Source organism: Bacillus sp. D386, assembly GCF_006346415.1.
On sequence record NZ_VEMV01000004.1, the window covers coordinates 469,729 to 495,564 of the forward strand.

Sequence of the window (25,836 nt, forward strand, 5' to 3'; positions counted from 1 at the left end):
TTTTTGTTTTGCCTGCATGATAAATCAGAAAGTTGGACGGCTGCATAAAGGATTAGAACAACTCGGTGCCTCAAAGGATGTTAATCTTTTTTACGTGATCTTTTTGTAAATTTAAATGTTCAAGAATTGAAACATATTAGCGTTTATGCTGGAAAGTACAAAATTCTCTTGAATTCGAGGTAAAAGGCGATAAAGAATCGCCTTTTATCTTTCAATCACTCGATTTAATTCTGAATTTAGTATTCGTAATCCTTCCTGACTTAACACAATCTTTCCATTGGCTAATGAAATATTCTGATTACTGACTTCACCTGTAATGGCACAAGCCTTACCCGGTGTATATTTTTGCAGGATAATTTTGTCTTCATCCGTAAAAATCTCTATAGAATCTTTTATGTTAATATCAAGAGTTCTTCTAAGTTCAATCGGCAGTACAATTCTGCCGAGTTCATCGACTTTTCTAACAATCCCAGTTGACTTCATTCTCACACCACTTTTCTTTCCTTTTTATAGAATAATAGTCTTAAATTGGTTACAAGTAAATAGTTTTGCTCAAATATTAACATGATTGTAATACTAAATGCTATACCAGTAATAATAATATATATACCAATATTTCGATTGACCTTCTGCATTTTTGGTATAATTTGTCGCCTTAATGGACAATTTACATAAGAAGGAGGTGGATGTTATGGCTAAAATTGGTGTGGAGCAATCTTTATCAGACGTTCAACAAGCTTTACGTGATAAAGGACATAATGTAATCGAATTAAAACAGGAAAATGACACACAAGGGTGTGACTGCTGTGTTGTATCCGGCCTGGATATTAACGTAATGGGTATGCAGGATACAGCAACAAAAGCTTCAGTGATCAACGCTGATGGTCTTACTGCTGAGGAAGTATGTCAGGCAGTTGAAAACAGAATTCAATAAAAAATAACGGCTGCCGTGTACAAGCAGCCGTTATTTTTTTTCTAAGAAATAGATTTACATCAATACGATCGTACAGGGGATATAAGGTGAAGATGAGACGGATTGTTAACTGGTTCAATCAAGACGGGTCTTAAGGATCCGCCAAAACTTAATTTTACTTCTTTTTCTTTTATGGCTTTTAAAGCATCGAGTAGAAATTCTCCATCAAGAGATATACTTAAATTAATTTCACCTTGAACCATTCTGATATCCATTATTTCTTCGATTTTCCCCATGTCTGTTGAGTTTGATGCAATCTTTATTTGTTTACCATCTATCATTTCAATCAATATATTGTTATTTTTCCATTCACTTGCAAACAGCCGAGCCCGATCTATCCCCTTTAATAACTTTACTGTATCTAGTATCATGACGGTTTTCGAATCGGCTGGTATAAGTTTAGAGATGCCAGGGAAATTACCTTCAATAAGTCTGGAATATAATGAGGTAGTCGACGATTTGAATACGATATAATTGTCTAATATGTAAATATGTATAAGATCTTTTTCATTATTCATTAGTTTTGTGAGCTCAGTAAGGCTGGCACTAGGAACAATGAAAGAAGCTTCAATTTGTGAGTTTATTGGTACTTTCCTTAAAGCCAGTCGATGGGAATTGGTCGCAACACAGGTTAGCTTATTCTCTTTAAACGACATATTCACACCAGTTAGAACAGGTCTTGTTTCACTTTTGGAGACTGCAAATGTAGTTTGTTTGATTATTTCCATTAAGGCAGAGCTGTGTATCTGTATAAAATGGTTTGTCTTTATTGAAGGGTAAGTGGGATACTTGCCAGGATTAAATCCATTTAGGTATACCATGACTTCATCAGATTGAATTTTAGCTACGTTATTTCCAGTTACCTTTATATGAATATCATCAGATAATTTTTTTACAACTTCACATAAATATTTAGCTGGAAGAACTGCGCTGCCAGTTTCATCTATGTTTAATATCCGGATACCGTTCATTTCTAAAGGAATTATTTTTTCTATTGCAATATTGGAATTGCTGCCAATCAGAATTAAACAATCCTCCTTAGCGACCAACTTTATGCCTGTTAGAATTGGTAAAAGCGATTTTGTTGTCACTGCCCTGCTAACATCGGATAATGCCTCGTTGAAGTAATCTTTACTTATTGTAAGTTCCATTAGAAGTCTCCCAAGTCCATAATTAGTTTCATGTATATTCAATTCTCCAAAAAGAATCATATTCCTTCTTTCAGCATGAATCCTTCCGGTTAACTTACTAGCCATTAAGTTGCATAAAATTAAGTAAAGGCTCCCCGCTAACAAAATGTTAGTTATGATATACCTATATTCTATAATTCACTCAAAATTCCTCCTAAATATAGACCGAATCTAGATTGCAAGTGAAATAGCGGAAAGGAAACTGATGATTAGGATATTCTAGGGAGAGTAACAGGGGGAATCCCGCCGATTCGGCAGGAAATCCAGCGGGAAAGAGGCAGAAACCAGCCAATTAGGTGAATAAACCAGCGGAAAGCAGGAATAATAAAGCCGGATTGAGGAAAAAACCAGCCAGCGCCTGCCCATAGCGCTTAAGATTACCTCTTATAAAACAAAAAAGCCTCCGATGGTAAAAAATCGAAGGCTTCAATACTATAATTTTATAAAGCTTGAACTTTTCTTGCCTGAGCATGGTAAACCTGATAAAGCAATAATGCACCTACAGTCAGAATAGCTCCTGAAATATAAGGGAGTCCAACGGCGAATGAATACAGTAAACCTCCAAGTGGCGGGCCTATGATCCTGCCAAGGGAATCAAAGGATGAAAGTAGTCCGGTTGAGCTGCCGTGTCCTCCTGTTGAGGTCTTTGTCAGCAATGCAGTGACAGCTGGACGAATAAGCCCATTGCCTAACCCGAAGATTGTTATAAAGAGTGTTGCAGTCCAGAAGCTATTGGTAAATAGGATTAGTATAAACCCGATGATTGAAACGATTAGCCCGATTTGAATGACTCGGCCTTCTCCCCAATTCTTCGTCATAATTCCAATGAGTCCTCCCTGCACAATCGCACTGCCAAATCCCATAATCATAAAGATATATCCTAATTGGACCGTATCAATTCCAGCCTTATTAGCGGCAAAATAAGCAAAAGTTGCTTCAAGACCAGCCATAGACAAAGATACGACGCATTGAAGCACAAACAAGATAGAAGCAGCACCGCTAAAATTCATCCACATCGATTTGTTGCCCGAGCTTTGTTTTCCTAATTGTTCAGCTGTTAAGGATTCCTTAAGAACAATAAGTACTAATAAGAACGTCAAAGTAGAGAGGATTCCGGCAATTAAGAAAGGCGTATTTAAGCTGGATTTTGAAAGAATCCCGCCAATTGCTGGACCGAAGATGAAGCCTAACCCGGTCGCTGCTCCTATAATCCCCATTCCTTTTCCACGATCTTCTTCAGTCGTAATATCTGCTACATAGGCCATGGTAGTTGGCATATTGGCTGAGGAAAGGATACCACCAATGATCCGTGCCACAAACATTATCCATAATGAATTGGCTATGGCCATGATGAAGAATGATAAAGCCAGACCAAATATACCGATTAACATGACTGGTTTTCTGCCGATTCGATCCGATATCTTTCCCCAAATCGGAGCGAAAATTAACTGCATTAACGAATAAACTGCCATTAGTAAGCCAAGCTGGGTAGGTGTGCCGCCGACCTCTTCTGCTAAAAATGGAAGGACCGGAATGATAATCCCGAAGCCAACCATCACTAAAAACATGACCAGGAATAGAACGGGCAATATTTTTTTATTTTCCATGAGTTTCTCCTCTAAAACCGCTCAAAATGCTTAGATAATTATGTGTCTATGAAGTATAAAAAAATCTATGTATCAAGCGGTTATATTAATAGTTATATTCTTTTCAACTGTACATAATCAATATTTCTAACGTCAATTGTAAAGCTTTTCATACAAATATAATAGTTTCGCCTACACAAATATTTTTAGTTTTGTTTGACATTTTATCGACACATTATGGTCGTAAGATTTTTTATAGAAAAGCTTTTCTAAGGATTTACCCGGTATAGATTGTCAGAAAGGATGAAAAAGATGAACTTTATAAAAAGGGCTTTTTTAAGTGTAAAAGCCAGAAAAGGGAAGAGCATTCTACAGTTAGTTGTATTCACAGTTATCTGTGTGCTTGTTTTATCTGGCTTATCGATACAAACAGCAGCAAACAAATCAGCAGAGCTCGCAAAACAGAGTCTTGGCAGTGAAGTCACACTAAGTGCTGATCGAGAAAAATTAATGGAGCAGCAACGGCAGGAGCGTGAAAATCAAGAAAACAGAGAACCTGTTAGATTAACAGAAGAGCCTGTCGCGGTTGAGGATGCAAATGAATTACTATCTTTGTCACAGATAAAAGGATATAACTATTATTCTACTACATTTGGAGTGGCTGGAAATTTTGATCCAATAGAAACAGAGTCAACAAGTACAACAAATGAAACGAACAAAAATGGCCAAGGTCCGGGATTTGGAGGAGGCGGCAGTCCAAGTATGGCGGATGCCGATATTAGTCTCCAGGGAGTAGCTTTTACAGATACAACAAGCGAATTTATGGATGGAGATGCCGAAATGGTAGAGGGCACTCATCTATCAGATGACCATTTAAATAAAAATGTAGCCATTATCGAAGAGACACTGGCTGAAGAGAACGAATTGGTAGTTGGGGACCAATTAGAGGTGACCTCTTCAACAGATGAAGATACAACTGTTGAAGTCGAAATAATCGGCATTTACAAAACTTCTTCAATATCTACTGATTCAGGTATGATGAACTTCACTGCCATGAATCCGTATAACAAAGTATATGTACCATACACACTTGTTAATGAATTGAAGGGTGAAGATTACAAGGATACAATCGAAAGCGCAGTCTACTACATGAATGACCCAGCGGATACGGATTCTTTTATTGAGGATGCAGAAGCGACCGGAACTATTGATACGGACATATTTAAATTGGATGCCAACGATCAGTTGTATCAACAAATGGTTGAACCAATTAACAATGTAGCATCCTTTTCTAAGAACGTTGTCTATCTCGTGACTATTGCAGGTGCGATTATTTTAGGACTGATTGTAATGCTTGGTATACGGGAGCGTAAATATGAAATGGGCGTACTGCTTGCCATTGGAGAAAAGAAGAGCAAGTTGATAGGGCAGTTTATTGTAGAAATACTAATCATTGCTGTATTTGCACTTGGTATAGCTTCTGTCACTGGTAATGTAGCAGCTGATAAAATCGGCGATCAATTATTATCCCAACAAGTAGAAACGGATACACAATCCACAATGGATCCATTTGGCGGTAAAGGAATGCAAATGGAAGGCGGCATGGGCCCTGGAATGGGAGGAGGAAACGCTCCTGGTGCACCGAATCAGGCACAGGTGGAAACAGCTCAAGTGGATGATCTAGATGTTAAAGTAACTGCTTCCGATCTTGGTATGTTAACCGGTATTGGTTTACTGATTGCCATCCTGGCTACATTGATCCCATCATTATCCATACTTCGATTGCAGCCAAAAGCAATACTTTCAAGACAGGATTAGGAGGAACCGTAAATGAGCGCATTATTGGAGTTTAAGGATCTAAGTTATTGGTACAGACATAATAATAAACAGCATGATATAGTAAAGAAAATTAATGTTTCTTTTAATAAAGGATTATTTTATGCAATTGTCGGTCCTTCCGGTTCAGGAAAAACTACGCTTCTCGCCTTGGCGAGTGCGCTGGATGCTCCTAAGGATGGACAGGTATTATACGAAGGAAAAGATATTAGAAAAATTGGATATACCACGTTTCGAAATAAATATGTTTCGATTGTCTTCCAATCCTATAATTTACTGCCCTATATGACTGCGTTACAAAATGTCACTACAGCGATGGAGATTACCGGAAATAAGGTTAAGGACAAAAAACAGTATGCACTCGAGATGCTTAGAAAAGTGGGCATCGATGAAAAGCAGGCTGGACAAAAGGTGCTCACACTGAGTGGCGGTCAGCAGCAACGTGTCTCCATTGCACGAGCCCTTTGCTGTAAATCAGATTTAATTGTAGCAGATGAACCGACTGGAAACCTCGATGAGGATACCGCTCAAGACATCATTAAGTTATTTATGCAGCTGGCACATGAGGAAAATAAATGTGTCATCATCGTTACGCATGATCAGCATATTGCTGACATTGCAGATCAAACGATTCGCCTTTCTAAAGGCCAAATAACGATTGTTAATAATATAAGCGAACATTCGCACCAATAAGTGATTTTGTTTAATGAAAATCTCCGAGTTATCGGGGATTTTTGTCCTATCTTTTAATCCTCGAGGAGTGAGTACGAAAGATGCAAAAAATCATGATTGTAGAAGATGAAAAAGCCATCAGCCAGGTTTTAAAGGCTTACTTGAAGAAAGTAAACTACGAAGTTGAACAAGTATTTACAGGTGGTGAAGCCATTGCTAAATTTGAGGAGTTTCAACCGAATCTTGTTTTGCTCGATGTTATGCTTCCAGGTATGAGTGGATGGGATATATTAAAAGAAATTCGTACGAAAAGCGCATGCCCTGTTATTATGCTCACAGCACTTGGTGATATTAATTACAAGCTCACAGGCTTAAATGATGGAGCTGACGACTATATCACTAAACCCTTCATTGGAGATGAAGTGGTTGCCCGTGTCCAGGCAGTATTGAGAAGATCTGGACAGGTCATTGATGATAAGGAAAAGAAACAGTTTGGCGCGTTGTGCATTAATATGAAAGCTCATAATGTTACATTAAATGGAGTAGAGCTTGACTTAACACCGCGCGATCTCTCACTGCTCATCTTCTTGGCACAAAATCCTAATCAATTATTTACGAGAGATCAATTAATTGATCATGTATGGGGGATGGATTACGACGGCAGTGACCGAGCGGTAGATTTGTCCATCAAAAGGCTGAGAAAGTCTCTGCAAAACTGGCCTGCATCTGAAGGAGAAATTAAAACTCTGCGAGGATTGGGGTATCAATTAAGTGTCTATGAAAAAAAATAATAAACTGCAAATGTATTTTCTGAAGCACTTGGGTCAAAAAAAGAAAAACCATCCGACTAAACGTGTCAGTTTGTTGAAATACTGGACGACACGATATCTGGTTACCCTGTTTATTGGACTTATTGTCATAGGATTCCTTACAGGAATCATTATCAGGCAATCCACTCTTAATAAGAACCTGGATATTAATAAATATTTGGCTGAGGAAGTAGCAGCGCGAATACTGGATCAAACGGTTGGAACTGATATTCAAACAGAGCAGAATCCAGAGGTTTTTGCCAATCGAAAAAAATTATTAGAGGTCAGCGGCAATCCGTCCATTTATGTGGTGGATGTAAATGGAAAAATAGTAATTGAGAATCGTTCAAGTAATCACCTTAATGTATCTTCATTTTCAACTGCACTGCTTAATAGTAAGGATGAAGTGAAACAATTAAACAATATTGGTGGCAGAGATTATTATTTGGTTAAGCGGCCTATGATTGTGAATGATACGGTGATTAGTTGGATTGTCGTTATGCAATCTGAGGATGAGTTAACTGCAGTAGATCAGGAATACAAATTACTTTTGATTATGATTTTAAGTTTGGCCTTGCTCGGATGGGTTGCGATTTACTTTTTATCCAAAAGACTGGTTAAGCCGATTGAGAATGTAGCTGAAGCAGCTAAGCAGGTTCAAAAAGGAAATTATAATATTGAACTTATTGAAGAGGTAAATGAACAGGAAGTTTATGATCTAGTCCATTCCTTTAAGGAAATGGCTATTAAATTGGAGCAGCTTGAAGCTATGCGAGCTGAATTGCTGGCAGGTGTAACACATGAATTAAAGACGCCTGTAACGTCTATCAGCGGTTTGCTTCAAGCCGTTAATGATGGAGTTGTAACAGGGGAAGAAGCAAAAGAGTTTCTGGCCATATCCTTACAGGAAACGACTCGTATGCAAAAAATGGTGGGAGACTTATTGGAGTTCAACTCCTTTACAGCCAATGCCATCCCTGTTAATAGAGAGTCTGTAAAAATTGGTGAGGTCATTAATGAAATGATTTACCAATGGGATATTGTGCAGGATGATCAACTTGTTAAAGTTACTGTACAGCAGCCAAAAGAAGATATGGTAGTATCGGCGGACCCTCTGCGATTGCAGCAAATTATGATTAATCTCTTGAATAATTCCAAGCATGCTATTCAAGGAGAGGGAACGATAGAGGTCCGTATTTATAAATATGATGAGGATCATGTCGCAATCGATGTACAGGACAGCGGTTCGGGAATCCCGCTTGCCGAGCAGGATTTAATATTTGAACGTTTTTATCGAGGAGAAGATAAAAAATACAAAATCCGCGGTCTAGGACTAGGACTCCCATTCAGCAGAATGCTCGCCAATGCAATGGATGGAGATTTGGTATTAACGAATAGCAGTGAAGAAGGTACAACCTTTACTATAGTACTGAAGAGCCTTGCCCAGGAGTGAGGAGCATAAGACAGAGGCTCGAAGGGGATGTTCTTCCCCGAAGAGGCTATGCTTATGTCCCGAACTCCTAGGCTCTGAAGCCGGATTACCATAGTGCTGAAGAGCCTCGTTTAAGGAACGAAGACTAAAAGCGCCACGTCCTGTGGCAACGTCTTCATGACCTACATCCTGTAGGCCCGCGAGGAGCATAAGACAGAGGCTCGGAAGGATTAAGGGTAAGGGACAAAGACTAAAAACGCCATGTCCTGTGGCAACGTCTTTGTGACCTACATCCTGTAGTCCCCCAGAACATAATGAATATGTTTAAAAGCTGCCAAAGAACAGGCAGCTTTTAAATTTTTTAAGAGGAGAAAAGATTTTGACATTTTGTTGACACATACAGTTAGTAAATTAGATAGTGAGAAGAGCAGAAATGCAATTATTCTACAATTATCGTAATATATTAAATAGACAGTTTAATGAGTGAGGAGAGGAATTTGGATGGAAAACAATAACCGTCGTGATTATGATGATTTTGATAGACCAATAGATACTGCTAATCAGGATAATATTCAGATTCCTGCATTACCAGATGAGAAAGATATTGAAACAGAAATTATTTCATATCGTGGATATCATGAACTAAGCTCTGCCAAGGAAGAAGATATGACAGATGAAAATAATGAACAAGTAAATGAATGCGTGGAAGTACAACCGCTTCAAGCATCTGATGATCAAGCAGAGGTTAGATCTACAAGAGAGAAGAAAAAAAGGTCCAGATGGCTGACACCAGTCATTACCGCAATTCTTGGTGGAATGGTGGCACTTGGAGCAGGTTCTTACTTAGGTTTTGTTGATTTATCAGGCGTACTGCCAGGTGATGATGGACCTGTTAAAACAGCCATTGCTACAAATGATAAGGTAAATGATGAGGATGGCCTGAAGATTGTAGACTCTACGAAAACAACCTCTGAACTAATTCAAATGATTGAGGAGGTTTCTCCTGCGGTTGTAGGTATAGTGAATATACAAAACTCATCTAATTACTATGACTACCGCCAACCAACAATCAATGAGGAGTCCAATAACAGCCAGGAGAGCGGGACTGGTTCTGGGGTTATTTTCAAAAAATCGGGAAAAGATGCATTTATTGTGACCAATAATCATGTTATTGAGAATGCAGATACTATTGAGGTGTCCTTGGCAGAAGGTACAAGGATAACGGCTGAACTGGTTGGAACAGATCCATTAACAGACTTGGCGGTATTAAAAATTGATGGAAGCAAAGTGACAAAAGTAGCCGAATTCGGAGACTCTGAAAAGCTAAGTGTTGGTGAACCAGTGTTGGCAATAGGTAACCCTTTGGGTCTTGACTTCTCGGGGTCCGTAACCCAGGGAATTATCAGCGGATTGCAGCGTACAGTAACGGTTGCTACATCTGCTGGTGAATGGGATATGGATGCAATTCAAACGGATGCAGCTATAAACCCTGGGAACAGTGGCGGAGCGCTTGTCAATTCCGACGGACAAGTTATTGGTATCAACAGTATGAAAATATCATCTGAAGAGGTTGAGGGAATAGGGTTTGCTATTCCAAGTAAGGATGTTTCAGATATTGTGAATGACCTTCTTGCCGATGGAAAAGTACAACGTCCATATATTGGTGTAGGCTTGCAATCTATATCCGAAATACCTCAATATGTATTGCAGCAACAATTGAATCTTCCTTCCGAGATAACAAGTGGAGTGTTAGTAACTCAGGTGGAAACCGGTTCTCCCGCTGCTGAAGCAGGTATAGAGGCTAAGGACGTGGTAGTGGCAATCAATGATGCGGAAGTCACTACACTTGGGGAGTTCAGAAAATACTTGTATTCTAATGCTGCAAATGGAGATAAGGTCAAAATCAAGCTTTATCGAAATGGAGTGGAGAAAACCGTATCTGTTACAGTAACGGAGAAATAATAACTGAGAATAACTGTCGACTGCCTTGCCCTCTTGGGTAGAAGACATTATTTAAATAGATGAAGATTTCGCTTTGAAGCCTTATTTTAAGGCTTCTTTTTTTTTTGCATTTATGAGCAAGTTGGTATTTTCGTGTACATATATATAGAAGAAAAGATATGAGGGAGATCAAAATGGGAGTGTCGTACTGTCCTAAACGGAAAATATTCCATTTGCAAGCTGGTGAAATGAGCTATGTGATAAAAATCTATCATCAAGCATATCTGTCTCATTTATATTGGGGGAAAAGGATTAAGGATGTGAATGAAAGCAATCAATTACAGTTTAAGTACCGATTGTTCTCTCCACAACCAGAAGGGTTTGACAGAACGTTTTCTCTTGATACGTTGCCTCAGGAATATCCAGCAAACAACACTGATTTTCGTACGCCGGCCTATCAAGTTCAATTTTCGGATGGTTCAGCCGTTACTGATTTAAAATATAAACATTTTCACATATATAAATGGAAACGAAAATTAACCGGATTACCTGCTACGTACATTGAAGAAGAAGAGGAAGCAACCTCTATAGATTTTACCCTTATGGATAATCAAACGGGGCTTCAGGCGATATTGACGTATAGTACATACGAGCAATCCAATGTGATCACTCGGTCAGTCCGGTTTATAAATCATGGAGCTAACTCCGTGAGTATAATTAAAGCCATGAGTGCTTCTGTTGATTTTAGAGAAAGCGAATTTGATTTGCTCACTTTATATGGCGCCCATGCGAATGAATGTAATCTATCGAGAAAACGTTTAACAGCCGGAAGCCATCTCATCGAGAGCAGACGTGGGGCCAGCAGTCATCAGCATAATCCCTTTATGTGCCTGGCAAAGCCAGATACAAATGAAGAGTATGGAGAAGTATATGGGTTCAGTCTGGTTTATAGTGGGAATTTTAGAGCGCAGGCTGAGGTTGATCAGTATGAAACCACGCGCCTTTCCATTGGTATTAATCCCTCTAATTTTAGTTGGCATTTGGGGAGAGGAGAAATCTTTCAAACACCGGAAGTCGTTATGGTTTATTCTTATAAGGGTTTCAGTGACATGTCGAGAACTTATCATGAATTATATCGCTTTCGATTGGCGAGAGGGCAGCACAGAGATTGTCTGCGGCCAGTATTGTTAAATAACTGGGAGGCTACGTATTTTAAATTTGACTCTGACAAGCTTTTAAAGCTTGCACGAGAAGGTAAGGAGCTTGGGATTGAATTATTTGTCCTGGATGATGGATGGTTCGGAAAACGTAACAACGCCAAAACTTCTCTTGGAGATTGGTATGTAAATAAGCAAAAATTACCTGGCGGGTTAAAAAAGCTGGCAGAGCAAATTAATCAGCTTGGGATGAAATTTGGGCTTTGGTTTGAACCTGAAATGGTATCTATGGAAAGTGACTTATATCGAAATCATCCCGATTGGTGCATTCAAGTGCCCAATCGCCCGAAATCATTAGGACGTAATCAATTGGTCCTCGATCTAACAAGAGCCGAGGTATGTGAGTACATTATTGAATCGGTTTCAAATGTCTTATTATCTGCTCCTATTAGCTATGTGAAGTGGGATATGAATCGACATATGACGGAAGTGGGGTCACTTGCTTTACCTATAGAACGCCAAAGAGAAACAGGGCATCGCTACATTTTGGGACTATATTATATATTAGAGGTATTGACTAGCCGCTATCCAACGGTCTTATTTGAGAGTTGTTCAGGGGGAGGGGGAAGATATGATCCAGGAATGCTGTTTTATATGCCTCAGGTGTGGACGAGTGACAATACAGATGCTATCTCAAGGTTAAAAATCCAGCACGGAACAAGCCTTGTGTATCCACCGGTGACAATGGGTGCTCATGTGTCAGCAAGCCCAAATCATCAGGTGCATCGTCACACTTCTTTAAACATGCGTGGACATGTTGCTATGTCAGGAAATCTAGGATACGAGCTGGATTTTTCCAAACTGAGTCAATTAGAAAAGAAAATGATTAAAGACCAGATTTCCTTGTATAAGGAAATTCGTTCGATTATACAATTTGGCACGTATTATCGATTACTTAGCCCATTTGCAGGAAATCAGGCAGCTTGGCAATTTGTTAGTCAAGATTTATCTGAAACGGTTGTGATGTATTTCAGAATGATGGCACAGCCTGCAGAACCGTTCCGTATTCTGAGGCTCAGGGGGTTAAATCCCGAGAAAGAATACCTCGATAAACATACATCCTTAATATATGGTGGAGATGAATTAATGTATGCAGGACTTTCTATCCCGGAAATGAAGGGGGATTATTGCAGTATGTTTTGGAGGCTCGCCTTTGAAGGTTACGAAAAGATTAATAATATAGAGTTCTAGCTTTTATGAGTTTAGATTAATATACTGAGACTTCTAAAAATAATAATTTACTTTGGATATATTTTCCTCTAAACTTCAAGTATAGATGTATTTAGAAGGAGAATCAGATGACAAGTGAATTCATTGCAAAGTTATTTATTAATCTATTTATCATTCTGATTATTATTCAATTCATTTACTTTTGGCATGTTAAATATGGGATACTTGGAGTGATTAATCCTTTAATCGTTGGAATTGGTCAAGCGATTGCGATTCTTGTTAATATTGTATTCTTCACTGCTGAATCACCTCCTGGAATTCAGATCATGAATTTTAGTTCTATATCCATTATTATCGGTATATTTTATGGTGGGTATGCAATCGGTATCAGTTTATACATGCTGACATTTACTGCGTCTATCCTTTACACCTCTTCATTTGAATGGTTTCACTTTTTTTCAGGCATGTTTGTCCTTTTCTCTGCAATGGTTATGAGAAAGCAATACTTCAAACTAATGACCAGGCAGCGTTTAGTTGCCTCCTTTGTAACGGCGCTTATTTCCTCTTTGGCTATTATGGAGATTTTTACAATTATAATGATTAACGATATTAAAACACTAAATCAAATTTTATATGTTTTCTTGTATATAACTGGAACGGTCTGGCTTGTTTATTCAATAGAAAGGCTAGAGAAAAACAGAAACTTTAAAAGTAAATTGATTGATACGGAAAAGATGCAGTCTGTCAGTCATTTAGCAGCCTCAATTTCACATGAAGTTCGTAATCCATTAACAGCCACGAAAGGATTTTTACAATTATTAAGAAGTGATGAGAATCTTACGAAGGAAAAAAAGGAGCAGTATATTGATATTGCGCTATCCGAATTGGACCGGGCTGATAACATTATTAAAGATTTTCTGGCGTTTGCTAAACCGCATATTAACAGTAAAGAAGATATCAATATTCAAGCAGAGTTGAATAAAGTAGCTGATATTGTTCAGCCGCTGGCTACTATGCGAAATGTACGTATTCAGATTGAAGTAGCTTCCTTTATAGTGAGAGGAGAAAAGCAATTATTTCAGCAATGTTTCGTTAATATCTTAAAAAATGGAATCGAATCAATGGGTCATGGGGGTTCTCTTACAATCAACACGGATCATAAGAGAAAAGGTGTAGATATACATATCATCGATACGGGCATTGGTATGACCAATGAACAATTAAAGCGTTTGGGCGAGCCCTATTATTCAACAAAAGGGGTAGAAGGAACAGGTCTTGGAATGATGGCGGTATATCGGATAATTGATTCGATGAAAGGGTCAATCCGTGTAAAAAGCAAGCCTGGTGAAGGGACAGCCTTTACCATCTATTTTCCGGGACAAGAATAAATAACTCCATAAATGGAGAAGACCTGAAGGGTTATAGCCCATTCAGGTCTTTTTATGCCTTTAATCAATATGGTATAAATCAGTCGGTATCCCATCAAGAAATGGACTCATTTCATCACTGCTAACCAGATAGAGTTCGTGCATAGCTCTTGTACAAGCCGTATAGAATAATTTTCTCTCCAATTCGCGGCTATAGGTTTCTTTTGATGCATCAAAAATAATGACAGCATCGAATTCAATTCCTTTTGATAAATAGGAAGGCAGAATTAATATTCCCTTATTATACGAATAGGTGTTTTTTTGCATGAGCTGGACATCGAGGTTTTTTGATAATTCTACGTAGGCATTCCGAGTTTCTTCTTCTGTTTTGCATATAATCGCAATGGTTTGATGGCCAGCGTTCTCCAAAGAAGCGATCAGATTCATTATTTCCTGGGTCCGTTCTGAATTGTTATTTACGATTTTTATTGTAGGTTTTGGCCCAGTTCTATTAAATGGCTCAATTTGGACATTGCCCAAAATTTCCTTCGTAAAGTCAACAATTTGACGGGTTGATCGGTAGCTCTTTGTCAGAACCATCTTGTCAAAGCTCTCTGACTCATACAGCTCATTAGACAGAAGGGTTGGCGCATTCATCGAATGAGCATAAATAGCCTGATTAAAGTCGCCTAAAATGGTCATTTTACTATTTGGAAAAAGTTGTTTAAGAACAGCAAATTGAAATGGCGAATAATCCTGTGCCTCATCAATAAATAAGTGCCGGATAATATTATTAGTTTTTCGCCCCTCCAATTGTGCCTTTAAATAAATATAAGCTGTTGCATCTTCATTGGCTAATTGGTTTTGTTTGCATTTGTCTAAGGTGTAATCACAAATCCTTGGCCATATTTTAGGATAATCAGCATCATTGATATATTTATAGCCATTAAGGAAGAAGTTCTTATAGATAGCTTTTACATGGATAAATTTTAGATTTTTAATGGCTTTTTTTATTGGATTAAAATATTTACGAACTAATTTTTTTGCCAATTCATCTTTCTCGTGTTCAAAATCATTAAATGTGTCCTCTGACAAGCGATCTTTTGCCTGAATCTCCAAATAAGTCTCGGTATATTCATCTGTTTCAAGTAACTCTAGTTCATCTTCTACCCATTCTTTTTTATATTCGAGTTTTTCTTTTTGATCCAGCTTTTGTAAAAGCCAATCCTTCACGGTCTGCATACGAAGTTGGATAGGACTCCTGTTATCAAGAGAGTAAAAGTATTCCGCAATTTCACTTGCCGAAATAAGTGTTTCACCGCGAAAAGAAATTGTTTTAAATTTTAAATCCTGTCGACTGAGATGGTGAATATAGGCATCTATCAATTGTTTATACTGCAAATGGGATTTAAAACGAATTCCTTCAAGTCGAGCCTGGTAATATTCATCCTGTTCATTTTTCAATACGTATTCCATTTGCTGAAAAGGATCCTCGATATCAAATTCGTTACCTACATACTTTTCGATATAATCCTGAAAAGTAATTTGTTGCATGTTTTCTTCACCTAAATTAGGCAGAACAGTGGCTATATAGCTGTTGAATAAGGGATTTGGAGAAAATAATAAGATATGATCTGATTTGATCTTCCCAAAATAACGATATAGTAAAAAAGCCACGCGCTGAAGGGCAGCCGAAGTTTTACCGCTTCCGGCCACACCCTGGACGACCAAATACTTACTTTGTACGTTACGAATAATTTTATTTTGCTCTTTTTGAATCGTGGCAACAATATTCTTCATTTGATTATCCGCACGGGTGCCAAGAACTTCTTTTAAGAGTTCATCCCCTATTGTTAAGCCGGTATCAAACATACTTTTAAGCTTTCCATTTTTGATGATATATTGTCTCTTTAGCTCCATCGTGCCCGTGATGGGCCCTTCGAGTGTTTGATATTCAGCGGGTCCGGGTGAATGGTCATAGTATAGACTCGAGATTGGGGCACGCCAATCATAGATCAGGAAATTTTCATTGTTCTGATCCATTAGAGAAGCAATTCCAATATAGACTTGATCTATTTGTTCTTCACCGTCTTCATGAAAATCAATCCTGCCGAAATATGGGGAGTCTTTAAGTAGGTCCAGTGTTTTTAGTTGCTTCGTAATCTGATATTGGGTTCTTTCTCTTTCTGACAGTAATTCAGATTGCTGTTTTATGCTCGCCAATGTTTCGACTGCATCCTCAATATTGTCCATATTGACGGTGACATCTTCCCAAAAGGTTTTGCGAATATAAATGACTTCATCCTTGAGTCCACCTGATGATTGGTTCAGCTTATTGGCTTTATTCTCAATAATCTTGATAATGGTTGATAGTCGTTGTTCTTCCTGTTGTTTAGCAAAATTTTGTTCGGTCATATCCTGTCCTCCTAGTGATTCGGATATTGATACACAGTCATACTTTCTATAATGGTTGATTTTGGTGAATATAATGAAAGACGGATCAAATTATTCTTTTCCAAACTATAAAATATCAATACCCGGTATCGGTGACATTTAAATCCTGTCATCAATACCGGGTATTGGTGGGTTAAATTACAGTTTAGTTGAATGAACTTCTTTCTGTTGATCTGCATCTTTTTCAAAGAACAGGATTAGAGAAGGCAGTAATAGGCCTCTTACAAGGAATGTATCCAATATAATGCCTATTGCTACAATAAAACCAAAAACAAATAAAACGGCTATGGGCTGTGTCATTAATACAGCGAATGTGGCCGCAAGAATGATTCCAGCGGAGGAAATGACACCGCCTGTATTAGCCACCGCGATTTCTACAGCTTTTTTAACAGGGTGCTTTTCACGTTCTTCTTTGTATCTGGATATTAAAATAATATTATAATCGATACCCAGTGCTACAAGGAAAACGAAAGCATACAGCGGTACACGGGTGTTAATAGCATCAATACCAAATAGGATATCTGTTAAAAATGTTCCAAGGCCTAGAGCTGCCAGGAAGGATAGCAAAATCGTTCCCATCATATAAATCGGCATCTTGAAGGATCTGGTCAGAACAAACAGTAGGACTAAAATGAGTAATGTTTCTGCAATGACAATCACGATAATATCCCGATCATTAATGGTTCGATCGTCCACTTTTGTAGCAGTTTCTCCAGCGAAGTATAGCTCCCCATCAATGTCTGCATCTTTTAAGAGCTTATCTGATTTGTCTCGTATGGACTCTAAAGCATCTAAGGATTCTAATGCATATGGACTTTCTGAAAATGAAAGGCTGTACTGTAGTGCTTTTCCATCTTCAGTAGCACCTGATTGGCGAATACTTGCCACTAGATTTTGTTCTTCAAGTGTTTTTGCAAGTTTTTCACTTTGGTCTTTTGAAATAGATTGTTCAGATTTAAGTAAAACGGTTGTTGGTGCCAAGTCACCTTTATCGAACTTTTCTTCCACAATCTCATAGCCTTCGCGAGATTGCATATCCTCTGGGAATCCTTTTACTGTATCAAATTCATATTTTATATTAAATATGTTTAAGGCAGAGATAAGTAGAATAGCAAATACAATTCCTCCAGCCATTAAAGGCTTGGTGGTAACAAAGTTTGCAGTTCTGGACCAGAAAGTAGCTTTTGTTTGAATGCTTTCCCCAACCTGAGGGACCTTAGGCCAAAAGGATTTTCGGCCAAATAGGGTAAATAAAGCCGGAACGAGTGTCACTGATGCGATCATGATGATAAACATCGTTGTGGCAAAGGTAGGTGCAAAGCTTTGATAGTCCCCATTTTTAGCTAGGAATAGGACAAGCATGGCAGCCAAAACCGTCCCGCCTGAGAAGAAAACAGGTTCGCCTGTTTCTCGCATCGCCAAACTCATTGCTTCATGCTTGCTGGTATAACGTTTCAGTTCTTCTCGATATCGTGCAAAGACAAATAGAGAATAATCTATTACAGCTGCAAATAAGAGAATGGTCATAATGGAGAGAGATTGCGTGCTCATTTCCAAACCAGCTTTCCCCATTATTCCGAGTAACTGATCTACTACTATATACACAAAACCAGCAGCCAAAAGCGGAATAAGTGCCAATAATGGGGAACGATAAATAACAATTAGCAGGACTAAAATCAATCCAACTGTTGAAAATAATAAGACAAGGTCGGCTTTTGAAAATAAGCCCAATGTATCAGCGGCAATTCCCGCCGGTCCAGTAATCTTGAATGTCATATCAGCAGTGGTATCTTCTACTGCAGCATAGATATCCTCAATACCGGCTTGAATCTCTTTTGACTCAAGTGAGCTTTCAAAATTAAGCGGTACAACAGCTGTTGTTCCATCCTTTGATAAGAATTGTACCTGTGCCTGTGGAGGCAGTGAAGAAAAAGGAACAGCTTCCTTAACTCCTTTTATATCTTCCTTAATGATCACATCCATCGCTTGACTTATTGTCTGCGTGTCTGCTTTTCCTGACTCAGCTGAGAATACTAAAAGGGCTGGGACCCCCTGATCATCTTTAAAATATTTGTTCAGTTCTTCGTTGGCAATAACGGATTTTGCATCATCAGGTAATGTTTGTATACTCGACACATCATAATCTTTGGCACTTGGTGCAAATAAGAATAATCCTAAGGTCACCACTAACCATGCAATTAACGTTATCCACATGCCGCGTTTAGTAGTAACCCTATCTGTTAGTGCGGCTAATAATCTCTTCAATTAAATTCCTCCTTCAGGAAAGGTTATGGGAATTATACGCATACCATAATTTAATTAAATAATTTATACAACAATTTATCAAATTTGATGATTCCTTAAATTGTACTAATATTGTCTGTACACTGAATCGTATTGGTTGAAACATTCCATATAGTAAGATATAAAAAGAATAAATGAGCGTAGAAGGAAAGAAGGTAACAACTTGGAAACAAAGACATGCAGTGAAACAAGAATTGTAAAAACAAACCGTATATTTCCGAGCGATGTAAACGATCATAATACGTTATTTGGCGGAAAGTTAATGAGTGATATTGATATGACAGCTTCACTTTCAGCGACGAGACATAGCCGTAAAACGGTGGTTACGGCTTCAACAGATTCTGTAGATTTTCTAAATCCCATTACAACCCGGGACTCTGTATGTTTGGAGTCATATGTGACCTATACTGGTAAGAGCTCTATGGAGGTATTTGTAAAGGTAATTGCTGAAAATTTAATGAGTGGAGAACGTAAAATTGCAGCCACAGCATTTCTTACTTTTGTTGCACTAGATGAAGGAGGAAGGCCATGTCGTGTTCCAACCATCGTCCCTGAAACTGAGGAAGAGAAGAAACTGAATGAGACAGGGAGCATTCGCGCTGCTAAACGAAAACTTCATCGTATCCAAAGTAAGGAGCTTGCTGAATACATCACAACAAAAAGACCGTGGGAATAACAAGATGTTACTAAAAAGAAATGCAGAAAATGGGACAGCCATAATCTACATTTCTTTTTTTTGATTCCAATCACCAGCTAATGTCTTTTTTTAGCCGATAGGATGTTATAGCCGCGTACTCCCTGACATGTGACTTCAGCCTTGAAATTTTAGGTGTTTTAGCTGGGATTCCAGTTAATTTTAAATCTAGTTTCTCAGCTATTTTGATTGTTCGATAGAGGTGGTAATCATTTGTTACAACGGCACCAGAATTTAGGTGGCTTGGTATAAGTTCTTTAGAAAATGATATGTTTTCTTTCGTGTTTGTCGAAGCATCTTCGAGAATTAATCTGTTGCTTGGTATACCGTATTCCTCTAATCCTCTTTTCATTGCCTCAGCTTCTGAAATATCCTCACCATCTCCCTGGCCACCGGATAGGATTGCCATACATTTAGGATGATTTATTAAAAAGTCAGCCGCAGCATCAATACGGTACTTTAGTGACAGAGATGGTGTTTCACCTTTTACTCTTGCCCCGAGTACAATAATATAATCAATTGTTTTCTCCTGTTCTTGATTTGCGTAGCGATACATATTGAATTGAAGAATGGATATGTAAATAAGTAAGATTATGATAATAGCTGTAAAACTTATCAATAGAATCCTTTTCACCTTTGGCAGCTCCTTTTCAGCATTTCTAAGATAATCATAAAGGAAATATGGAGGGGTGTGTAAAATAAACAGGTAATAATTAACAAAAAGTTCAAAATGTAGGCATTTATTTGAATGGGATATGAGTTATTATTAAGGCAGAAGGATCATATACAAAGTTTTAACCTATAAAGAGGCTCAATCAACGTGTTTGTTTCGTAGAGGTAAGTCACTGGAAAAGGCGAACAAAGTAAAAATATTTATTATATCCTTAAAATTAAATGGAATTGCAGCATAATTCGTGCGAATCATTCTAACCTTACAGATTATGTGAACGAATGTGATAGAGGGTACAGGGATAGAGAAATGAAATATATAGTTGAGTTTCTTGTAATGTTAGAATACGGAACCTGCACAATCAGCTGATTCGTATTTTATAAGTAACCGATGACAAATGTATTTTAAATTTATCAGCTGTTTATGATTGAGTCTCTTTGTATGTTAACTGAAGGATCCTTCGATTACGGAAATAGAGAAATGAAAAAAGAGATTAGAGGTAGAGAAACTATCTAATCTCTTTTTTTATTTTTATAGAAGGTGATTTAACAGGACATTCTCGATTGTCTATAGAGGCATCAAAAAGGGTGTCCATTTGAAAAAAGTGCCTATTCTTCTTCCTTGTAAATACTGTGTTTCGGAATGGCCATCTCATCAAAATTGGATGCTAGGATGTTAAGCTCTTTTTTTAAATATTCCTCAAGGAGAGGAAGACCATGACCTGTTACAGCAAAGTTTGGATTTAGCTGGTTTAATTGTATGACTGAATCTTTTGCGGCTTTCCAGTCTGTTGTGAAATAACGGGGCGGACCGCTGATTTCTTGTTTTTGAGTAAGGACTTTATAAAGGGATTCCTGTTTTACACCAACAAATGCATCTCCGGCAATCAGGAAGCCGTCATCTTCTCGGTATAATGAAATATGTCCAGGTGTATGCCCAGGCGTATGGATCCATCTCCATCCAGGCATTTCAGGAACACTCCCATCAGCAGGAAGAGGTTGCACTTTATTGCCAAGATCAATGCCGTGATTAGGAAAGAAGCGGGCAATATCCGGAACAAGTCCGCCCTCTGCTTTATAGTCAGGTTCAGGATAATTCTTTTGTCCGGTTAAATAAGGGATTTCCAGCTCATGTGCATATACGGGCACATCCCACTTATCCAGTAATTCTTCGAGTGCACCAACATGGTCAAAGTGGCCGTGTGTTAAAATAATCGCTTTTGGCATACTGCCTTCACCGAACCGTTTGTTTACTGCTTCAATAATTTCGTCATCTGCTTTAGGCATACCGGCATCAATCAGAACAAAATTGTCTTGATTAGGAAGTCCGGCCAGTGTCACATTGACAATTTGCGTATTCAGGACATAAATATCTTCTTTTACCTCAATACCCATTCCGCTTGTAGAGGAAGTTAAAGGAATATATGTATGACGGAATGTTTGTTTAGATTTATGTTCCATAAAAGATCACTCCTTTAGTCAGCTCTTTAGTAGTATGTACCCTTATTACTTTTCTCATTAACACTAATCATGGAAAATAGAAAAAATTAACGATTTTAAGATTCCTTGCAGATGCAAATGTTTGTAGTTCAAATCTATAAAACTGGTACAATTAGAATCCATTAAAAATAGTAAAAAGAAGAACTGTATTGCAGAAAGTGGAATTGATAATGATTTATATGTATAATTATCTTTTTCAGGAATTATATTCTTGATGCCGTGTCAGTTGTGATTTTATCTTGTTCAAGTATAATAAAGAAAATGGCTACTGGCCTAACTAGTAATGAATATGGTGGTTTATCATGTCTAACAATAAAAATTTCACGTCGAGAATAGATTATGGTCTTCTATTTATTGTATTTTTGCTTTTTATAACAAGCTGTATGGCTATATATAGTGCACAAACGACAGGTCAATATGCCGAAAACTTTCTTGTAAAGCAAATTGTCTGGTATATCGTAGGAATCAGCCTTGCATTTGTGATCATGAGATTTGATGCTGACCAAATGAAAAAAATGAGCTGGTATTTATACTTCTTTGGCTTATTTCTATTGATGACCATTATAATTGCACCAACAAGTATTGCTCCAGTTGTCAATGGAGCAAAGAGCTGGTTTAGATTTCCTGGTATTGGTTCAATTCAGCCATCGGAATTTATGAAGGTATTTCTAATTTTGGCGTTGGCGGCTCTTATCCAAAATCATCATTTGAAGCATCGGATTAAAACACTTCAAACGGACTTCATCCTTTTATGTAAAATCGTACTTACTACAGCTATTCCGATTTTGCTTGTCATGAAACAGCCCGATTTGGGTACTTCTCTTGTCATGATTGCGATTATGGTTGGGATGATTTTTGTATCGGGTATCACTTGGAAATTGCTTTTACCGATATTTGGCGGTGGCACACTGTTAGTTGGAGTTATTTTTTACCTCGTTGTATGGCATCCAAATATTATGGAGAAATATTTCCATGTTAAACAGTATCAATTTGGGCGTATATATGCATGGCTTGATCCGTATAACTATACTTCCTCAGAAGGATACCAGTTAATTAAATCACTATTAGCGATTGGATCCGGCACCACATCCGGTAAGGGATTTGGAAATAGGGAAGTTTACTTGCCAGAAGGTCACACAGATTTCATATTTGCTGTCATTGGAGAAGAATACGGATTCCTTGGTTCAAGTATTGTCATCAGCTTATTCTTCTTATTGATCTATAACATGACAAAAATTGGACTTGAAACTAAAAATGATTTTAATACCTATATATGTGTTGGTGTAATCTGTATGCTGACTTTCCATGTGTTTGAAAATATTGGGATGACGATCGGCTTGCTGCCGATTACCGGTATTCCTTTACCATTTTTAAGCTATGGGGGAAGTTCATTGCTCGGCAATATGATGGCGCTCGGATTAATATTCAGCATAAGATACCATCATAAGAAATACATGTTTTCTACATCTTCATAAGGAAATTAACATTGAATACCTCTTGCTGATCTTAAATCGGCAGGGGGTATTTTTTGTTTAATAACAATCTAATATGGCTCAAAATAGATGTTTTTTATGAATGATAAATTACTATTTTATATTTAGTTTAAGAATATGTTACATGGCAGTTATTGTTATTTTTTATTTTATAATAAAGAGATAGTCATATAAAACCACATAAGTGCGAACTATATAAATAATATGTAAAGAAAAGGTGAATGAATGAGACAAAAGTCATATGGAAAATTACCGGGTTTATTTATAGGATATTATCCGGTATTTCTCACTCTGTTTCTCTTGTTATTAGGCTTGAATTTTATAGTAATCCTATTTGATTATGAACATTTGGAATTTGGAACAATCCTCCTCTCTGGTTTATTGATTTTTGTTATTAGTCTTCAATCCTATTACATATCCAGACAGCCAATAAACGTGGGTGATATGGAGAGGGGACAATCTATTAATTCGATTTTATATGGAATCATTATCAGTGATTCCCAAGGGAAAATTATTGATATAAATCGAGTTGGGAGTGAGATCCTTGGAATAGCAGCTGAAAGTGCTTCTTCTGTATCATTGATTGATGGCCTATGGGGACTCGTAGACAGAAATGGAAATCTAATGCATAAAAATGATATCCCAATATCGGTTTCATTAAATACGTGTAAACCGGTTGAAAAAGAAGTTATAGGCATAAAAAATTTCAAATTTCAACAGCCTATTTGGCTCGAAGTTAGTGCCAATCCTGTTTTAAATGCAGATAAACATATAGAAGCAGTTGTACTCGTATTCAGTGAGATAACTGACCAATTTAATTCAATAAAACTATTAAATGAAAAAAATGAACAATTACGGCAAATGTCATTCACAGATTATATTTTAAATATCCCAAATCGACGTTATTTTAATTCTTATTTAACTGAGGTTTGGCTTGAATCTAAAAAGTCTGGAACACCTGTTACATTATATTTAATCGAAATTGATTATACGAAGGAGTATAGGAGAGATCAGGAATTTACCTATAGTGACCAAGTATTAATGGAAGTATCTAAAAAATTATGCGTGGCAGTGAACGGAGAGGGAGTGGTAGCTCATATAGAGGGAAGCAGATTTGCTGTCATCTTTTCAGGACTATTTGGTAAACAAATAAGAGAGAGGCAAGCCGAATTAAGAAATGGGCTTATTCAGCTTGTAGATGAAAATAAATTAGCATCTAATATAATTGATTTCACTGTATCTATGGGAGCGTCTACACGGGTAGCGACAGACAATTTAGATTACTCTATTCTTATAGAAGAAGCAAATGTTGAATTGAATCAGGCAAAAATAAGTAGTGCTGCGAGAATGTAAATGACGTTCCAATTAAATAAATATGGATAGAGTGATAAAAAAGTATGTATTTTAATAATGAATTTATTAAAAATACATACTTTTTTGTTTTTTTATCTACTTTTAATTATTTTAATATAATTTTTTGATAATATTAAAGAAAGGATATTGTATATTTTGATTGTAATAGAATAGAAACTACATTCAAATCATACGTCCGAGTACTTGGCCTTATACTATATTACTGCAAGGATGAGGCCCAATCGATCAGCATCAGATATGTTTGTATGTCAATGGAGTGAAATAAGGTTAAGTAAAATCTTGCCTTAAAGGGATTTTTATATTGTTATCAGCTCAAAACATATCTTGTTTGCAAGCTGAATTTAATAGAAGAATTGATAGTAAACTGAACAATACATATAAGTGGGTGTTCGAATGAAAGCAAAAGCAATTCAATTATTAAGACAAGTTGACCTATTTTCGTGCTTATCAGAAAAAGAGATAAAAGAACTGGAGCCTTTTATATATGAAAGAACATATAAGAAGGGTCAATATCTATTTTTTGAAGGAGATCCGAGACTCAGGATATATATATTGCTTGAAGGCTTTGTTATGCTTGAAAAATCGAATCAACAGGGTAGCTTATTATATACAAGTTACGTCAAAAAGAACACGGTCTTTCCTTATATGGGCTTATTTAAAAATGAGGACTACAATCACAGTGCCGTTGCAGAAACAGATATTCGGGTCTTCTATATGGTAGCGGATGCATTCGAAAGTATTGTGGCAAAAAACTCTGCACTTCTTAAAAAAGTAATCCTACAAGTCAATGAGTTGCTTGCGGTACAAGAAAATCGAGTTAAAAACGTTATGACCCCTAGTGCACATGTAAGAGTGTTGAATACGATTGATTATTTAATGAATGATTTGGGTGAAGAAGAATCAGGGGTCATTCGTATTAACTGTCCGATTACAACAACCAAAATTTCTGTTATGTCCGGAACCTCCAGAGAAACCGTAAGTATGGTCGTAAATAAATTAAAGAAGAATCAGATTCTATCCATAAAAGATCGAATGCTTCATATTCATAAACCTGAATATTTTGAAGAAGAAGTTATATGAGGAAAATTTATGAACTGATTAATTGAAAATCTCTCCATCTCCCTACTATAATAGGAATATTATACTAAAGGGATG

The 25,836-nt window shown here is 37.3% G+C and carries 19 protein-coding genes; 12 read left to right on the top strand and 7 right to left on the bottom strand.

The genetic code is table 11. The features are described from left to right. Positions 1–204: 204 nt before the first annotated feature. Positions 205–483, bottom strand: coding sequence for an AbrB/MazE/SpoVT family DNA-binding domain-containing protein (locus FHY45_RS14245; RefSeq protein ID WP_066106388.1), 279 nt, complete (start codon positions 481–483; stop codon positions 205–207). 208 nt (positions 484–691) lie between these two features. On the opposite strand from FHY45_RS14245, the gene FHY45_RS14250 reads away from it, so the two are divergent. Further along, complete coding sequence (locus FHY45_RS14250) at positions 692–934, top strand: YkuS family protein (protein WP_066106389.1); 243 nt, start codon at positions 692–694, stop codon at positions 932–934. 59 nt (positions 935–993) lie between these two features. Here the strand turns inward: FHY45_RS14250 and dnaN are convergent, their stop codons facing one another. Together dnaN and FHY45_RS14260 are read right to left on the bottom strand one after the other, a co-directional pair. Then, positions 994–2,124, bottom strand: a complete 1,131-nt coding sequence (dnaN, locus tag FHY45_RS14255) for a DNA polymerase III subunit beta (protein WP_139892248.1) — start codon at positions 2,122–2,124, stop codon at positions 994–996. Positions 2,125–2,603: 479 nt separating this feature from the next. Next, the gene (locus FHY45_RS14260; protein WP_139892249.1) at positions 2,604–3,770 is read right to left on the bottom strand and encodes an MFS transporter; all 1,167 of its coding nucleotides are present in this window, start codon (positions 3,768–3,770) and stop codon (positions 2,604–2,606) included. A gap of 291 nt (positions 3,771–4,061) precedes the next feature. On the opposite strand from FHY45_RS14260, the gene FHY45_RS14265 reads away from it, so the two are divergent. The 7 genes from FHY45_RS14265 to FHY45_RS14300 all read left to right on the top strand — a co-directional run bounded on the left by FHY45_RS14265 (position 4,062) and on the right by FHY45_RS14300 (position 14,214). Further along, positions 4,062–5,567 (top strand): ABC transporter permease, encoded by a 1,506-nt coding sequence (locus tag FHY45_RS14265; RefSeq protein ID WP_139892250.1) that lies wholly within the window; start codon positions 4,062–4,064, stop codon positions 5,565–5,567. A gap of 12 nt (positions 5,568–5,579) precedes the next feature. Further along, positions 5,580–6,278: an ABC transporter ATP-binding protein gene (locus FHY45_RS14270; protein WP_066106398.1), complete on the top strand. Its 699-nt coding sequence runs from the start codon at positions 5,580–5,582 to the stop codon at positions 6,276–6,278. Between the two features lie 80 nt (positions 6,279–6,358). Further along, positions 6,359–7,048 (top strand): response regulator transcription factor, encoded by a 690-nt coding sequence (locus FHY45_RS14275; RefSeq protein WP_139892251.1) that lies wholly within the window; start codon positions 6,359–6,361, stop codon positions 7,046–7,048. Next, on the top strand, positions 7,035–8,519 hold the full coding sequence (locus tag FHY45_RS14280; RefSeq protein ID WP_225983625.1) for a HAMP domain-containing sensor histidine kinase: 1,485 nt from the start codon (positions 7,035–7,037) through the stop codon (positions 8,517–8,519). The genes FHY45_RS14275 and FHY45_RS14280 overlap by 14 nt, the downstream gene beginning before the upstream one ends. A gap of 480 nt (positions 8,520–8,999) precedes the next feature. Then, positions 9,000–10,460, top strand: coding sequence for a S1C family serine protease (locus tag FHY45_RS14290; protein WP_139892253.1), 1,461 nt, complete (start codon positions 9,000–9,002; stop codon positions 10,458–10,460). Between the two features lie 173 nt (positions 10,461–10,633). Beyond that, positions 10,634–12,847 carry an alpha-galactosidase gene (locus tag FHY45_RS14295; RefSeq protein WP_139892254.1) on the top strand — a complete coding sequence of 738 codons (2,214 nt, stop codon included), beginning with the start codon at positions 10,634–10,636 and terminating at the stop codon, positions 12,845–12,847. A gap of 107 nt (positions 12,848–12,954) precedes the next feature. Further along, positions 12,955–14,214: a sensor histidine kinase gene (locus tag FHY45_RS14300; RefSeq protein WP_139892255.1), complete on the top strand. Its 1,260-nt coding sequence runs from the start codon at positions 12,955–12,957 to the stop codon at positions 14,212–14,214. 60 nt (positions 14,215–14,274) lie between these two features. Here FHY45_RS14300 and helD read toward each other — a convergent pair whose 3' ends face one another. Both helD and FHY45_RS14310 read right to left on the bottom strand, forming a co-directional pair. Continuing rightward, a complete protein-coding gene (gene helD, locus FHY45_RS14305) occupies positions 14,275–16,608 on the bottom strand; it encodes an RNA polymerase recycling motor HelD (protein ID WP_139892256.1) in 2,334 nt (777 codons plus the stop codon). 177 nt (positions 16,609–16,785) lie between these two features. Next, a complete protein-coding gene (locus FHY45_RS14310; protein WP_139892257.1) occupies positions 16,786–18,912 on the bottom strand; it encodes an MMPL family transporter in 2,127 nt (708 codons plus the stop codon). Positions 18,913–19,114: 202 nt separating this feature from the next. Between FHY45_RS14310 and FHY45_RS14315 the strand changes: the two genes are divergently transcribed. Next, a complete protein-coding gene (locus FHY45_RS14315; protein ID WP_066106417.1) occupies positions 19,115–19,627 on the top strand; it encodes an acyl-CoA thioesterase in 513 nt (170 codons plus the stop codon). Positions 19,628–19,697: 70 nt separating this feature from the next. Here the strand turns inward: FHY45_RS14315 and FHY45_RS14320 are convergent, their stop codons facing one another. Together FHY45_RS14320 and FHY45_RS14325 are read right to left on the bottom strand one after the other, a co-directional pair. After that, a complete protein-coding gene (locus FHY45_RS14320; RefSeq protein WP_066106420.1) occupies positions 19,698–20,279 on the bottom strand; it encodes a YdcF family protein in 582 nt (193 codons plus the stop codon). A 644-nt stretch (positions 20,280–20,923) separates the two neighbouring features. Then, positions 20,924–21,775 carry an MBL fold metallo-hydrolase gene (locus FHY45_RS14325; protein WP_066106422.1) on the bottom strand — a complete coding sequence of 284 codons (852 nt, stop codon included), beginning with the start codon at positions 21,773–21,775 and terminating at the stop codon, positions 20,924–20,926. A 341-nt stretch (positions 21,776–22,116) separates the two neighbouring features. Between FHY45_RS14325 and rodA the strand changes: the two genes are divergently transcribed. The 3 genes from rodA (at position 22,117) to FHY45_RS14340 (ending at position 25,761) form a co-directional block, all read left to right on the top strand. Further along, positions 22,117–23,289, top strand: a complete 1,173-nt coding sequence (gene rodA, locus FHY45_RS14330; protein WP_066106425.1) for a rod shape-determining protein RodA — start codon at positions 22,117–22,119, stop codon at positions 23,287–23,289. A gap of 243 nt (positions 23,290–23,532) precedes the next feature. Then, complete coding sequence (locus FHY45_RS14335) at positions 23,533–24,660, top strand: sensor domain-containing diguanylate cyclase (RefSeq protein WP_066106428.1); 1,128 nt, start codon at positions 23,533–23,535, stop codon at positions 24,658–24,660. A gap of 414 nt (positions 24,661–25,074) precedes the next feature. Continuing rightward, positions 25,075–25,761 (top strand): Crp/Fnr family transcriptional regulator, encoded by a 687-nt coding sequence (locus tag FHY45_RS14340; protein WP_139892258.1) that lies wholly within the window; start codon positions 25,075–25,077, stop codon positions 25,759–25,761. Positions 25,762–25,836 lie beyond the last annotated feature (75 nt).

Coding starts and splice junctions, on each gene's coding strand:
- FHY45_RS14245 (WP_066106388.1), bottom strand. CDS start 483: ATGAAGTCAACTGGGATTGTTAGAAAAGTCGATGAACTCGGCAGAATT.
- FHY45_RS14250 (WP_066106389.1), top strand. CDS start 692: ATGGCTAAAATTGGTGTGGAGCAATCTTTATCAGACGTTCAACAAGCT.
- dnaN (WP_139892248.1), bottom strand. CDS start 2,124: ATGGAACTTACAATAAGTAAAGATTACTTCAACGAGGCATTATCCGAT.
- FHY45_RS14260 (WP_139892249.1), bottom strand. CDS start 3,770: ATGGAAAATAAAAAAATATTGCCCGTTCTATTCCTGGTCATGTTTTTA.
- FHY45_RS14265 (WP_139892250.1), top strand. CDS start 4,062: ATGAACTTTATAAAAAGGGCTTTTTTAAGTGTAAAAGCCAGAAAAGGG.
- FHY45_RS14270 (WP_066106398.1), top strand. CDS start 5,580: ATGAGCGCATTATTGGAGTTTAAGGATCTAAGTTATTGGTACAGACAT.
- FHY45_RS14275 (WP_139892251.1), top strand. CDS start 6,359: ATGCAAAAAATCATGATTGTAGAAGATGAAAAAGCCATCAGCCAGGTT.
- FHY45_RS14280 (WP_225983625.1), top strand. CDS start 7,035: ATGAAAAAAAATAATAAACTGCAAATGTATTTTCTGAAGCACTTGGGT.
- FHY45_RS14290 (WP_139892253.1), top strand. CDS start 9,000: ATGGAAAACAATAACCGTCGTGATTATGATGATTTTGATAGACCAATA.
- FHY45_RS14295 (WP_139892254.1), top strand. CDS start 10,634: ATGGGAGTGTCGTACTGTCCTAAACGGAAAATATTCCATTTGCAAGCT.
- FHY45_RS14300 (WP_139892255.1), top strand. CDS start 12,955: ATGACAAGTGAATTCATTGCAAAGTTATTTATTAATCTATTTATCATT.
- helD (WP_139892256.1), bottom strand. CDS start 16,608: ATGACCGAACAAAATTTTGCTAAACAACAGGAAGAACAACGACTATCA.
- FHY45_RS14325 (WP_066106422.1), bottom strand. CDS start 21,775: ATGGAACATAAATCTAAACAAACATTCCGTCATACATATATTCCTTTA.
- rodA (WP_066106425.1), top strand. CDS start 22,117: ATGTCTAACAATAAAAATTTCACGTCGAGAATAGATTATGGTCTTCTA.
- FHY45_RS14335 (WP_066106428.1), top strand. CDS start 23,533: ATGAGACAAAAGTCATATGGAAAATTACCGGGTTTATTTATAGGATAT.
- FHY45_RS14340 (WP_139892258.1), top strand. CDS start 25,075: ATGAAAGCAAAAGCAATTCAATTATTAAGACAAGTTGACCTATTTTCG.